This window comes from Alcaligenes sp. RM2, assembly GCF_052931795.1.
The window spans coordinates 29,452-43,324 of record NZ_JBRFIO010000007.1 but is presented as its reverse complement, the minus strand read 5'-3'; the positions used below and the strand labels follow the sequence as shown (position 1 = coordinate 43,324).

Annotated in this window: 7 protein-coding genes; 2 read left to right on the top strand and 5 right to left on the bottom strand. The window is 56.5% G+C overall.

Annotation, left to right across the window (positions count from 1 at the left end; translation table 11 throughout):
* The first annotated feature begins 108 nt into the window (after positions 1–108).
* Positions 109–870, top strand: a complete 762-nt coding sequence (locus ACU6HM_RS17700; protein ID WP_250756955.1) for an RNA polymerase sigma factor FliA — start codon at positions 109–111, stop codon at positions 868–870.
* A 642-nt stretch (positions 871–1,512) separates the two neighbouring features.
* On the opposite strand, the gene ACU6HM_RS17695 is transcribed toward ACU6HM_RS17700, so the two are convergent.
* From ACU6HM_RS17695 to ACU6HM_RS17685, 3 genes are all read right to left on the bottom strand, one after another.
* Positions 1,513–4,665: an O-linked N-acetylglucosamine transferase, SPINDLY family protein gene (locus tag ACU6HM_RS17695; RefSeq protein WP_446764152.1), complete on the bottom strand. Its 3,153-nt coding sequence runs from the start codon at positions 4,663–4,665 to the stop codon at positions 1,513–1,515.
* A 156-nt stretch (positions 4,666–4,821) separates the two neighbouring features.
* The gene (locus tag ACU6HM_RS17690) at positions 4,822–5,904 is read right to left on the bottom strand and encodes a FliC/FljB family flagellin (RefSeq protein ID WP_250756957.1); all 1,083 of its coding nucleotides are present in this window, start codon (positions 5,902–5,904) and stop codon (positions 4,822–4,824) included.
* Positions 5,905–6,364: 460 nt separating this feature from the next.
* Positions 6,365–8,458 (bottom strand): PhoX family protein, encoded by a 2,094-nt coding sequence (locus ACU6HM_RS17685; RefSeq protein WP_446764151.1) that lies wholly within the window; start codon positions 8,456–8,458, stop codon positions 6,365–6,367.
* A 171-nt stretch (positions 8,459–8,629) separates the two neighbouring features.
* Between ACU6HM_RS17685 and ACU6HM_RS17680 the strand changes: the two genes are divergently transcribed.
* Positions 8,630–9,946 carry a DUF445 domain-containing protein gene (locus tag ACU6HM_RS17680; protein WP_115634970.1) on the top strand — a complete coding sequence of 439 codons (1,317 nt, stop codon included), beginning with the start codon at positions 8,630–8,632 and terminating at the stop codon, positions 9,944–9,946.
* A 164-nt stretch (positions 9,947–10,110) separates the two neighbouring features.
* On the opposite strand, the gene ACU6HM_RS17675 is transcribed toward ACU6HM_RS17680, so the two are convergent.
* Complete coding sequence (locus ACU6HM_RS17675; RefSeq protein ID WP_446764150.1) at positions 10,111–11,766, bottom strand: methyl-accepting chemotaxis protein; 1,656 nt, start codon at positions 11,764–11,766, stop codon at positions 10,111–10,113.
* A 286-nt stretch (positions 11,767–12,052) separates the two neighbouring features.
* On the bottom strand, positions 12,053–13,783 hold the full coding sequence (locus tag ACU6HM_RS17670) for a methyl-accepting chemotaxis protein (protein WP_009458338.1): 1,731 nt from the start codon (positions 13,781–13,783) through the stop codon (positions 12,053–12,055).
* Between the last annotated feature and the right edge of the window lie 90 nt (positions 13,784–13,873).

Below are 13,873 nucleotides of genomic sequence, written 5' to 3'. Positions count from 1 at the left end.
CGTTTAAAGCCTGAATAAGATGGCGAAAGACTGTCTGATTTGGGGACTGTCGGGCAGGGCGGGCAGGCAAAATAGCTCAATCTTTATTGTCCGGATTCTTGCCTGTCCATGCCTCGTTCAGAAGACGTCCTGGTTGAGCAGTACGCCCCATTGGTGCGCCGCCAAGCGCTCCAGCTTGTGTCGCGCCTGCCCCCCAGCGTTGAACTGGATGATCTGATGCAGGCGGGCATGATGGGCCTGCTGGACGCCGTGCGTCGTTACCAGGTGGTGGCCGAGGCCCAGTTTGACACCTACGCGGTCACCCGAATTCGTGGCGCCATGCTGGATGAGTTGCGCAGCCAGGACTGGCTGCCGCGTAGTGTGCGCAGCAAAGCGCGCCAGATCGAAGTGGCCGTCAGTGCCTTGCGTCAGGAACTGCTGCGCGAGCCCACCGAGCCGGAAATTGCTGAAGCCTTGTCCATGAGCATGGACGACTACTACGAACTGCTGGATGAGGCGGTCGGAGTGCAGGTGATTCATTACGAAGACCTGAAACGTCATGCCGATCCTTCCGCTGATGCGTTGGAGTTTCTGGAAGACAGCACGCGCGAGCAGGCGTACTTCGATAATCCCCTGAACCTGTTGACCTCCCAGGGCCTTCGGCAAGCCTTGATTACCGCCATCGACCAACTGCCTGAACGTGAGAAATTGCTGTTCGCCTTGCAGTTTGAGCAAGATTTGAATCAGAAAGAAATTGCTCTGGTGCTGGGTGTGACAGAAGGGCGCGTATCCCAACTGCGTAGCCAGGCCGTGGCCCGTATCCGCGCCAGTCTGGCCAAAGACCAGTGGGACGCCATTTCCGATAGTGCGGAATTTCAGGTGTTGTTGTAAGCCTGCGCGTGCTGGCTACCAAGCTTCCACTTTTCGACTCGTACAAGGGACTTTTTCTGGCTCTCGTGTGCTTATAGTCGTCTGATGCTGAAATAGCTCTAAATTTGTAGCTTTTTTGGAGCCATTATGGATGCGATTTACGCTGATTATTCTATTAGCATGTCCGAGTTCAAGAAGAACCCGGCGCAGGTATTTGCATGGTTGGAGAAATGCCTGTTGCTGTGTCGAACCTTAACCGGCCTGCCTTTTATGTGGTGACTTCTCGTTTGTTCGAGGCTTTGATCAAAGAGGTGGCTAATCGGGATCTGGATGAACTGGTGCGTCGACGGGGCTGGTCGTCAAGGATAGGGCGGTCGAGGTTGATCTTGAATAGCGTTGAGCGATAGCCCACAAAATACAAATTAAAGTTCTTCCCCGAAGCCTTGCAAACCTTGGGGGCGGCTGGGTGTACCGCATGTTCCGGGTTTTGCATCGCGGGGCAATTTGCGGCATTGTTACAAAATCAAGCTGCTCAAGCAGGGCTATCGCCTAGCTTATACGGTAGAGGACGATGTATTGGTGGTCTAGGTGCTGTGTTGAATACGGTTGGTCTGAAAATCTGGCCTTTCCTGTAATTCACCGTCAGGAAAGGCCAGATTCGCTTTAACGATAATCCTGCTGGAAAGCAGTTTTTACTGCCTGGAGTTGTGCCCGATTGATGTTGGCCTTGATCTTGAACAGGCCCGCTGTTTCAACGGTTTTTTCGGCGTTCAGGAATTCCAGGACGGGTTTGTAGAACTCACGGTTCCAGAAGTCATGGATGAAGATCCGTGCCGAGGCGGGATCTCCTTTTTCGAGCACGTACTCGATACTTTCCAGGGTGCAGGCTACGCGGAAGCGGCCATCGACCAGAATTAGGTCAAAGGGCAGGTCCTGGGTGTGGATGGAGCGGCTGTAGTTGGGGAATTGATCCGCAGCACGCAGGTCCACGGGGTAGCCCCATTCTTTGGTAGGGCCAATGTCCACATGATTGACCTTGCAGGCCTCACCTACTTCAGCGTGCAGTTGTTCCAGCCAGCGGCGGTCGCTTTCTACGCCATGAACGAGCAGGCCCATGCTTGCGGCCAGTTTGGTGGAGCCGCCACTGCCAAATTCGTAGTAATGCTGGGCCTGATCCAGGCAGGATTCAAAAAACTCGATTTCGGCGGAGGTCATGGCCGGGGTGTCGGGAATCTTCATGCTGGGCAGGTTGCGCAAACGGGCCTGTTTTAGGTAGTCCTCGGCCTTGGGGTGCTGGTGCTGCGTCAGCAAGCGCTGGGTGTAGTCGTGAGCCCCAAAGTAGGCGTGCAGAATAAACGCCAGTTTTTCCAGTCGCTCGGAAGGAAGATCTTGCGTGTTGCGGGGCAAGAACAGGGCTATGGCTGAACGGGTGCGGCTGCCACTGTGGCTTTCCTTGAGCTGCTCGTCGGTGTAGCCGCTTTCGCAATCAAAGGCTGTGAGTGTGTAGAACTCTAGGTCATGCGGTGCAAGCAGGTCGCGAGCCTGTGACAAGTCCAGCTGCTGCGCATCGCCCGGTGCAAAATGCACTTTGATGGAAACAGCTAGGGCTTGTTCCAGGGTATGGGTAGCATTGCCGAGCAGGGCGTGGTTGTCGTAGTTGTCAGCCAGCATCAACCAATCGATAGGTGCATCCCGGTCCAGATCATCCAGTCGGATAGAAGGCAGGTCAAACTGAGCCAGCTCAGGGGTGGCATTCAGTACGGGCGGCAAGGTGCCGCTTTGCCCGTTGTCCATACGAGCTTGGAAATTGACGACCCCGCCATGTCCCAGTACGGCTTGCTGAACGATTTGCAGCCGATCGCGGTTCAAGGGCAGGATCAGGTCCCGGGTAGTCGCTGCCGGGTCAAAGCAAATGACATGCAGGGCCCCAGTTGCGTAGAGCTGCTCGAACTTTGCATCCTGAACCAGGCGGGCACCGTGGTCGATCACAACTATGGGGCTGGTCAGCTCGAAACTGAAGCCCTGGTCGTCATCCGTTTCCTGCAAGGGCACGGCAAGCTGGGCGTTATCCTGGTCTTCAAAGCGAACTTGATGATTTGCCTGGATACTTAGTGCCGCAGGAGCTGCACCGTCGCAATGACGTTGCCAGATTGCTCGTAATCCCTGGCGCAAGGACTGGGCAAAAGAGTTGTGATCGCATACAGGTGAATTCAGGAATAACTGGCGCATTTCGCTGCGCAAGGAGGCTAGCAAAGCATGGTCTTGCGCTAACAGGCAAGCAAGGGACACGTAATGATCCCAGGACTGCGCAACCAGCTGTGGATAACCGGCGTTGCTGATGTGGCTGGTTGAGTGGCGGCTTGCAAAAGTAAGGCCAGGCAGGGTAATGACCGGCGCGCCCATCAACATGGATTCCAGCGTGGTCAGCCCGCCTGAAAAGGGCCAGGGGTCCAGAGTGATGTCTACGCGGTTATAGGTTCTGAGTAGTTTTCGGTGATTTGACTGACCTTCGAAGTCCAGACGCTCAGGATCAATGCCTTGGGCTTGAAAACCGTCCCTGATGCGCTGTGTGAACTCTTCGCCTTCGTACAAGGAGCCTTTCAGCAGCAGGCGTGCATCGGGTACTGCTTTTAAAATAGCTGCCCAGGCTCGAATGGTGGGGGTATTAATTTTGTTGGCATTATTGAAGCAGCCAAACGTAATGAAGCCATTTTCAATATGGGGAGCCGGTCCTACGTCTGGTACGTAGAATGGCGGCGTGTAGCTGATGTAGCCGTTGGGCATGCGGATCAGCTTCTCGGTGTAATCTGAATCTGTGCCTTCAGGGCTTTCAAAACGGTCCGAGATCAGATAGTTGATGTAGTCCAGCCCCATGGAGTTGTTCAATCCGCCGACCCACTTCACGATCAGTGGGGCAGGTTTCATGGACAGCATTCGCAGCCGGCTACCTTTGTGATAGCCGCTCATGTCGATCAGAATGTCAATCCGGTCCTGGCGGATTCGCTGGTTTAGTTGCTCATCGCTCAGGGTAGCGATGTCGTGCCAAGCGTGGCATTGTTCGCGGAATTGTTCGGTGACCTCGTCAGGCTTGTCGGTACTGCTGTAGGCGTACAGCTTGAACTCTTTTTTAGGCAGGCGTGTTAGCGAACCGCTGGTCATGCGAGTAACCGGATGGTTGCTGAAACCGTCGGACAGCAGGCCAATTCGTAGTGTCCGGCTTGCGATGCGGCGCGTGTCAGCCGCGCTATACATGGTGTAGGCGAAACGTTTTTGCCAGTCCTGCTGCAGTTGACGAATAGTGCCCAGATCCAGATCCGGGTTGAAGTGTTCGTCGGTAATGACTTTACCGAGAATCAGATGGTTCTTCGGGTCTTGCCGATGAGCTTGGCGCAGCAATGCGCGCGAGCTCGCCAGGTCACCACGCTTTGCATGGAGCTCGGCCAGTTTGAACAAGGCCACAGCACTGGGCTTTTGCTTGATCTCTTCTTCCAGCAGTGTCTGGGCTGAAGCGTAGTCCCGACAAGCCACATAGACGTCCACCGCCAAGTCGCGTGCGGCAAGGTCTTTTTTGACTTGGAGCAGGGGCAGGTAGTCGCGCGCTTTCTGAGGGTTTTTTTCGTTGATCAGCGCTTTGATGATGAGCGATAGGCTGGCCTGATGCTTTGGGTGATGGGTCAGCAACGTCTCCAGGAGGTCAATGGCGGCAGGGAACAGGCCGTCATTAAATAGCTGGAGGGCTTGTTGATAAAGCGTATCAGGGGACACGGGGCGGTCAGAGGAGGACATGGCGTGGTAGGGGGCTGAAGTCTCGTTCAAATCTGGCTAGCATACCGGTCAGGCTTAGGGATCAATGCGTGAAATAAGCCGGTTTTTCAGGGCTTTGGACAAAAAAAACCGGATATTGCAGACAATATCCGGTTTTCGTGCAACTGGCCGACGGGTAAACCTGTCGGCCCGGTGTGCGGCGGCTGATTAACGCAGCAGCGACAGAACCGTTTGTGGAACTTGGTTGGCCTGGGCCAGAACCGACGTACCAGCTTGTTGCAGGATCTGAGCACGAGTCATGTTGGAGACTTCGACTGCGTAGTCGGCGTCTTCAATACGCGAACGCGAAGCGGACAGGTTGGTAACCGTGTTGTTCAGGTTGGCGATGGTGGACTCGAAACGGTTCTGCACAGCACCCAAGTCGGAACGCAGGTTGTCCACGTCCTGGATAGCAGCGTCGATCGATGCCAGAGGAGCGACCAGCGACAAAGTTTCCTTGTCGGTCACTTCAGCGCCACGAGCCACGGAGATGGTGTTGGCGGTTACGTTGGCGGTGATGGTGCCAGCAGCGTACACCTTGCCTTCGTGCAGGATGTAGTTGGTGGAAGTTGCGCCAGTGGTTTGTGTCAGAACGGTGCCGCCGTTAGCTGCAGTAACCAAGGTGTTGGCATCGCCCATAACTGCGTCAACAGCTGGACCGGTAGTGGTGCCAGCAACAGCAGCTTTCATTTCGAACTTGGTAGCGTCGAACTTCTTGGCCAGTTTGGAAACGTCCAGATCTTTCAAGTTCAGCGTTTCGGAGTCGATCTTTTTCAGGTTAACCGAGATGGTTTCGCCGTCGTTAGCACCAACTTGAATGGCCAGGGACTGGTCTTTGGCCAGGACTTTCACGCCGTTGAACTGAGTTTGTTCGGAAACGCGGTTGATTTCGGCCAGACGCTGGTTGATTTCAGCCTGGATCGAAGCCAAGTCGGTTTCGGAGTTGGTGCCGGTGGTGGCTTGCACGCTCAGAGTACGGATGCGCTGCAAGTTGTTGTTGATTTCGTTCAGCGAACCTTCGGTTGTCTGAGCGATAGAGATACCGTCGTTGGCGTTGCGGGCAGCTTGTGTCAGACCGTTCACGTTGGCGGTGAAACGGTTGGCAATAGCCTGACCGGCGGCGTCGTCTTTAGCGCTGTTGATGCGCAGGCCGGAGGACAGACGCTCAATGGCTTGACCCAGTGCGCCTTGCGATTTGCTCAGATTGCCTTGGGCAACGAGGGAAAGCGAGTTCGTATTGATAACAGACATGGTAACTCCCAATGTTGAGTAGAGCGGCGAAACGGTTTCGCCCTTTGCCCAGGAAAGCGTTGGCGTTCTGCTAGGCCCCAGAGGGCTGATCGCGCATTCGACACACTGCGTTCTTCCTGTACAGCACCATTAACGGATGGGGCAAAAAACTCTTTAGGGGCCTGTTGAGAAAATTTTCTCAGCTTTGTCTTGAAGCCTTGAATTACGCGGCTTCAAGCATGACGACCCGGTGTGCAGAGCAGCCTGTTTGCTTTCGTTTTCCGACTCTGAATTCTGATTTTTCCAGTTCGCTGCCTGGAAATGGAGCAGATAGCGCTGTGCCGCAGCAGACAATCCAGAGGCCTTGTTTGAGGTGCGCAGTCAAAAAAAGCAGCGGGGCCATCTATTGACGGCCCCGCATTGTAAAAACTTAAGAAAAAACTGGCTTGGGCGGATTTAAATAAGGAACCCGCCCTTGCGCTTACACGGCAATAGGCTTGCCATCCGCACGTTGGATGACGACGGTCGAAGAACGCGGGCGTACCGTGTTCATGCTGACTACCGTGGCGTCATGCGTGTCGTAGGCCGGCCAGTTCGAGGGGTGCTGAATGTTCAGGAACAGGCTGGTGTGGTCGGGCGTCATGGAAAAGCCGGTAATTTCGGCTTCGTTCGGGCCTACAAAGAAGCGACGCAGATCGGACTGGTTGCTGGCGTTGATGGCCGGGCCGGTGCCCGAGCTGTCCGCCAAGGCACCTGGAATCACGGCCAGCATCTGGTCGTTGGTGGCGCGCGCAACATTGTTCTTGCGTCCGCCGTCGATGCCGTTGTCGGTCTGAATCCACAGAATGCCACGGCTGTCGAAGCCCAGGCCGTCGGGGCTGGCCAACTGGTTCAGGTCGGTCAGGCCGGAGCGGTTGGTGTCTGCGTCCGCACCCGAGTCCGAGCCGAATACGAAGATATCCCACTTGAACTTGTTTGAACCGGGTTCGTCGTGCCAGCGGATGATGTGACCGTTGACGTTGTTCAGGCGCGGGTTCGCGGGGTTGGTGCCAGTGGACGCGTTGCGGCTGGTGTTATTGGTCAGCGTCAGGTAGATGTCGCCATTGCTGGGGTGGGTAGCCGTCCACTCGGGTCGATCCATCGGGGTGGCACCGACAAAGTCAGCGGCGCCCCGGGTATTGATCAGGATGGCGTCGAGGCTGCCAAACTCGTCTGCCAGGGTACGGCCATTCTTGCCCACTGTGGTACCCGTTAGCGGCAGCCACTCGCCAGAGCCATCTTCCTTGAAGCTGGCCACGTACAGCGTGCCCTTGTCCAGATACTTGGCGCCCACGGCCAGGCGATCCGTGCGCTGGGCGTCTTTCGGGTCCCAGTTGGCTTCGGACACGAAGCGGTAAACGTATTCAAAGCGCGAATCGTCGCCACTATAGAAAGCCAGGGGTTTGCCGGCTTCGGGCTTGCTGTAGGCACAGCCTTCGTGGGCGAAGCGACCCATGGAGGTGCGCTTGGTGGCAATGCTGCTGGGGTCGTAAGGGTCGATCTCGACCAGGTAACCAAAACCGTTGACTTCGTTGCGCCAGTCCTCGGTGGCGCTGGCGCCTGTTGCGGTCACGTTAAAGCGGGCGAATTCGCCCAGGACTTCCGAAGGGTCCTTGGCGGCGGTTTCCCATTTGTAGCGGCCAGTTGGGCCAGCCGATACGCCCACGCGTAATTGGGCTGCATCACGATTGCCAGTGTTTACAAAGCAGGCTGCCCAGTTCTCTTCAGCGGTGATGTAGGTGCCCCAGGGCGTGGTGCCGTTACCGCAGTTATTGTTGGTGCCGCGCACTTGCGTGCCGTTGGGCGAGAAGGGGGTCTTGACCCAGTCCGTGCCACCCACAGGGCCAGCCAGTTTCATGGCCGTGGCCGAGGTGAAGCGGCGGTTGTAGCGCGAGTTCTGAACGATGTCCCAGCGGCCATTGGTACGACGAATATGGATGATGGCCACGCCGTGGGCGTTGATTTCCTTGCGTACTTCTTCTGCCGGGCGCTTGCCATTGACCAGGGTCGGCCCATTGGGGTGCAGGGCTTTTTCATCAATGTATTCGTGGTTGACGGCCAGCAAGCCCTCGGTAGAGCTTCCTTCCAGAGGGAAGAAGTGCATGCCGTCATGGTGCATGCCCATGGAGTTGAGCAAGTCGTTGGAGCTGTTATTGCCGTTCTTGTCCCAGGGCAGGGCATTGTCATTGATTGGCGTACCCCATGGGGCCAGTACATGGGCGATGTAGCCGGGAGGTACGACACAGCCGTCGGTCATGGAGGTGGGCAGGGATTCAAAACCCAGTTTGACGCTTGCTGGTGGTTCCGGATCAGGGCCGGGACCGGGTTTCGGGTTCTCGCCGCCGTTATCAGTGGAATTGCCTCCTGTGCTGCTGTTATCGCAACCAGCCAGACCAAAGCTGCTCATGGTGGCCAGGGCGGCTGCCAGGCCACCGCGCATCACGGCGCGGCGAGTCATGCTTCGTTCCAGGATTTCACTAAAAGGGGTGTTCTGACTAGCGTTACGAACAGTCTTGTCGGAGATATGTTTGCTCATAGTGATAAATAGCGCCAAGGCTGAGTTGTAGGGGTAGCGCTCATGCTAGTGGTTTAAGGTGAAAGGACTATGACACTTCTCCTCGTGCGAGGGTTTTGCGCAGGACAGCAAGATTGGCTCACAATAAGAGGTTATTGCATGCGGCTATTGAACTACGCATAGACTGTGGAAATGTCTACATCATCCTCTCGCCCTGACTCGCCCGAACGCCGCCTGCGTCGCATGAAGCGCAGCGCATTGGCTTTGCTGGCGCTGACTATCTGCCTGTTCCTGCTAAGCCACGCCATGATGCGGCAGGGCGAGGCGGCGCCCATTGCCGGATTTTGGCCCTGGTTGCGTGCCTTTAGCGAGGCCGCCACCGTCGGTGCGTTGGCAGACTGGTTTGCCGTCGTGGCCTTGTTCCGCCACCCGCTGGGCCTGCCGTTTCCACATACTGCGATCATTCCCAACAAGAAAAACAGCCTGGGTGAAAGCCTGGGCGTCTTTGTACGCGACCACTTTCTGGACTCCGCCATGTTGCTGGAAAAGCTGCGCAGCCTGGACCCGGCAGCGCGTTTGGGGCAGTGGCTGTCGCAACCTGAACAAAGCGAACGTGTCAGCCGTGCCTTGCAAACTGCCATGGGCGAGGCTCTGCGCCTGCTGGACGAGCGCAGCGTTAAACAAGCACTGACCGATGGCGTACGTGGTTACTTGATGCGGGTGGACATGGCCGGTTCCAGCTCCCAGATTCTGGGCTTGTTGACGCGCAATGCCCGACACCAGCGCCTGCTGGACGAAGTCTTGCAGCAATTGGGTGGCTATTTGTCCAACGAGGCAGTCAAACAGCGTGTGGCTGATGTATTGGTGCGCTACGCTCAGCGGGAGTGGCCCAAGCTGCTGGCCATGGTCGGGGTAGTGACTTCGGTAGACGAGTTATCGGGCAAGATGGCCGACCGTCTGGCGCGGGCTCTGGTGGATGAAGTGCAAACCATTTTGAGCGAGCCCGAGCACCCCTTGCGCAAGGATTACGAGCAATGGGTACACGACTATATCCAGCGCCTGGGTCAGGACCCGGACTTGATGGAGCAGGTAGAGGCGATCAAGCAGCGCTTTTTGCATCATAAAGATGTGGGTGAGTACATTGATGGCGTCTGGACGGATGTGATGCGTGTTGTGCGCAATGATCTGGCCAAAGAGGATTCTTCTGTGGCGGCTCATCTGCGTCAGGTGGCGCAGGATTTGGGGACACGCTTGAATACGGATGCGACGCTGCGTGAAACCTTGAATGAACACATGCTGTCCGCAGCAGCGGGCCTGGCCGAGCAACTACGTGAAGGGGCCAAAGACCATATCTCGCGCACCGTGCGTCAATGGGATGACAGGCAACTGGTGCGCGAGCTGGAGCTGACCGTGGGCACGGATCTGCAATACATACGCTTTAATGGCACGGTGGTGGGCGGTTTGGTTGGCGTAGGCCTGCACGCGATTCTGTTACTGGGTTTGGTCTAAAAAGAGCCTGCCAGATCAGCGTCCTGTCAGCGCCTTGGCCGTGCCTGGAAAACAGGGCAGAGCATTTCTGACCCGAGTGGGCTGAATCCGCTGCCTTATCGAGGCAGGAGTAGGAAGGGGCGGGGCAGCGAGACGCTCAGCGCTTTGCCCCCACGGCTTTCTTATCAGGCAACTTTCAGCAAGGGAACCGGCTCCTGGGTGGCATTCGGGTCGGGGGCGTAGGTAGAACGGCCAGTCGACCCCGTATTCAGAAGCTGGATGGACAGTTTCAGCTCTTGTGCCTGACGGCTGAGCTCATGCACTGTCACTCCCAAATTACGAGCCAGATCGGCGTTGTCATTGGTATCGCTGTCCATGGTGGAGACAGCGTCGTTAATCTGCGCCAAACCGCTGGCTTGCTCATTGGAGGCCGTGGAAATTTCGCTGATCAGATGCGTCACATCGGAGACAGACTGCATGATTTCATCCATGGTAGAACCGGCCCGTTTGGCATGATGGGCGCCGGTTGCCATGCGCTTCAAGGAGTCTTCCACCAGGTTCTTGATTTCCCCGGCGGCCTGCGCACTTTTCTGCGCCAGACTGCGTACTTCACCAGCCACGACCGCAAAACCTTTGCCTGCCTCGCCCGCACGGGCGGATTCCACGGCTGCATTCAGCGCCAGAATATTCGTCTGAAACGCCAGCCCTTCAATAATCGACACAATATCGCCAATGCGCTCGGAGCTATTGTGGATGTCCTGCATGGTGCTGACCATGTCCTGCACCACTTCGCCTCCACGCCGTGCGGTAGACAGGCTCTGGTCGGCCAGCTGATTGGCCAGCCTGGCATTGTCCGCGGTCTGCTGCACATTCATGGTCAACTGCTCCATATTCGCGGCCGTGCGCTGCAAGGAGCCGGATTGGGCGGCGGTACGGTGGGATAGTTGGCGGTTGCCGTCCTCAATCTGTGTAGATACATCCAGAGAAGCCTGAATGCCCTGATGCACATCGCGGGCAAGGCTCAGCAGGCTCTTGCGCATCATGTCCATATAGAAATACAGCTGTGCAATTTCCTGGCTACGGGTGTGTTGCGGGTTCAGGTCGATCAGCAGATTGCCCGTCGCAATTTGTTGAGCAATATGGGTGGCACTGTGCAGGGGCTGCATCATGCGCTGGGTCACGATCCAGCCGTAGGCCAAGGTGGCCAGACTGAGCACCCCCAGCGAGGCCAGCCCGGCGGTCAGATAGGTGCCGGATGCGCCGCTGCCCAGTAGCAAACCGGCGCTTAGCGTCACCAGGCCGCCTGTCAGAATCCCGAAGCGTAGCAAGCTGGCGCGCAGGCTGCGGTTCAAGGGTTGGAGCAGGGTGTTCAGGGCAGAGCGCCAGCCTCTGGCTTGCAACTGGCCTTCATGCAGACGAAAGCCGCGCAACCCTTGCTGCTGGATGGAGTGGTACAGATATTCTGCTTCCTTGATCTCTTTGGGCTGGGCGCGTACCCGTACCGAGGCATAGCCATTGACGCGGCCATTCTCTATTAAAGGAATGACGCGGGCCTTCACCCAGTAAAAGCCGCCGTCTTTGCGGCGGTTCTTGATCAGCCCCGACCAGGATCGTTGTTGCTTGAGGGTCTGCCATAAATCCTGAAAAATCACGGCCGGCATGTGGGGATGACGCACGATATTGTGGGGTGCCCCGATCAGCTCATCATGGCTGTAGCCGCTAACCTCGATAAAGACCGGATTGGCGTAGATGATGCGCCCCTTCAGGTCTGTTTTGGAGATTAAATAGGTTTTTTCGGGTACCTGTGTTTCATGAGACGTAATGGCTTGGTTTTCACGCATGATCTGGCCCTGTTAAAGACGTAGGCGGAAAAGGACAGATCATTATGTTTCATATTGACTCAATTTTGTTACCTGGTATTTGCATTAGAGTCTAAATGTGTCAATGTAATGACAAGCAGAATCCAGGGTTTCAGAGCAAGGTTGCAGTGGTCTACTTCCTTGATTTTATTATTAATTATTATTTTCAAGTATTCCGGGTATCAAAACCGATCCCGGAATTATTGTTTTGTCTAGCTGTCAGTTTTATCAGGATCAGCAGAGCCGCTGCCGATCCTGATTTTATGGTTTAGCGACGAATCGCTTCCAGGCGGGCGTTCGCTGTTTTGGCACTTTGAACCTGAAAGGGCTGCGTGTTCTGGTAGGACAGTACCTGCATGGTGGGAGCCTTGCTCAACTGAGCCAAAGCAGGAGCACTTTGGTTGGAATCGACAGAGCCGGTATTCAAGGCCTTGATGGCATCGGCCAGCTCGGAGGCTTCGGAGGCCAGGTCGCTCATGGTGTTGCCCAGATCCTGTACCAGGGCGGCATTCTGCTGGGTGACTCCATCCATCTTGGCCATCGCTTCGTTGATCTGATCCAGACCGCTGGCCTGCTCGATCGACGCGGTGGAGATCTCGCCAATAATATCCGTGACACGTTTTACCGAGTCCACGACCTCACCCATGGTGGCGCCCGCGCGGGCAGCTTGTTCGGCACCCACGGCCATACGGCTTACCGAGGCATCAATCAGGTTCTTGATCTCTCCAGCAGCTTGGGAACTCTTCTGGGCCAGACTGCGCACTTCACCAGCCACCACGGCAAAGCCACGACCTGCTTCACCGGCGCGGGCCGACTCCACCGCCGCGTTCAGTGCCAGAATATTGGTCTGGAAGGCAATGCCTTCAATGACGGTGACGATATCGCCAATGCGGCGCGAGCTGTCGTGAATGCCTTGCATGGTCTGTACCACTTCATTGACCACTTCGCCGCCACGCTGAGCAATCTGCATACTGGCATCGGCCAACTGGCTGGCCTGATTGGCGTTATCTGCGTTCTGACGCACGGTTACCGTCAGTTCTTCCATGCTGGCGGCGGTTTCCTGCAAGGACGCAGCCTGATCTTCGGTGCGTGATGCCAGATTGGTATTGTTGACTTCCAGAATGCGGGCCGCATGGATAGAGGCATCAATCCCGGTGCGTGCATCACTGGCAATCCCCACCAGACTCTTGCGCATCAAATCCAGACAGAAGTAGAGCTGGCCAATTTCCGAATTGCTTTCGCTGGAGTTGATGTCAATATCCAGCTGCAAGTTGCCGGTGGCAATTTGCTGGGCGATCAGGGAGGCCTGGTCCAGAGGGCGGATCACACGCTGGGCAATCAGCCAGCCGTAACCCATCATCACGGCACTGGCCAGACACAAGCCACCTGTCAGCCACAAACCCGAGCCTTGAGGTACGCCCCCCGTCAGGGCGAAGTACAAGGCGGTGCCGGTCGTGGCCAGAGCCAGGGTGCCCATACGGAACAGGCTGGCACGCAAGGAGTTGCTGAAAGGGCGGCGCAACTGACTCAAGGCCTTGCGCCAACCGGTAGGCACAGCACGGCCTTCATGCAGGCGTACACCTTTGGCGCGGCCTTCATTAATGGCGGCGTACAGGCTTTCGGCCTCGTCGATTTGTTCCTGGCTGGGTTTTACGCGTACCGAAGCATAGCCAGCGACGGTGCCATTTTCGTAAATAGGCACCGCCATGGCGTACACCCAGTAAAAACCGCCGTCCTTGCGGCGATTCTTTACCACGCCCATCCAGGGGCGCTTGCTTTGCAAGGTATCCCAGAAATCCTGGAAAGCCTCGGGGGGCATGTCGGGGTGGCGGACCAGGTTATGGGCCTTGCCGATCAGCTCCTCACGGGTGAAGCCACTGATCGCAATAAAGGCTGCATTCGCGTAGGTGATCCGACCTTTCAGGTCAGTTTTTGAAATAAGGTACTGATCGGCCCGGACGCGAACCTCGTCCTGGGTAATGGGGAAATTCTTACGCATTCATCATCCTGGAGGAGAACAACAAAGGGGACGCGGGGGGCCGTCAAGCCCGCATGGGCCATGCAAAAACGGGGCATAGGCTTCTGTCTG

Bases quoted from the DNA above. Each gene is read 5' to 3' on its own strand.
- ACU6HM_RS17700 (WP_250756955.1), top strand. From the start codon at position 109: ATGCCTCGTTCAGAAGACGTCCTGGTTGAGCAGTACGCCCCATTGGTG.
- ACU6HM_RS17690 (WP_250756957.1), bottom strand. From the start codon at position 5,904: ATGTCTGTTATCAATACGAACTCGCTTTCCCTCGTTGCCCAAGGCAAT.
- ACU6HM_RS17685 (WP_446764151.1), bottom strand. From the start codon at position 8,458: ATGAGCAAACATATCTCCGACAAGACTGTTCGTAACGCTAGTCAGAAC.
- ACU6HM_RS17680 (WP_115634970.1), top strand. From the start codon at position 8,630: ATGTCTACATCATCCTCTCGCCCTGACTCGCCCGAACGCCGCCTGCGT.
- ACU6HM_RS17675 (WP_446764150.1), bottom strand. From the start codon at position 11,766: ATGCGTGAAAACCAAGCCATTACGTCTCATGAAACACAGGTACCCGAA.
- ACU6HM_RS17670 (WP_009458338.1), bottom strand. From the start codon at position 13,783: ATGCGTAAGAATTTCCCCATTACCCAGGACGAGGTTCGCGTCCGGGCC.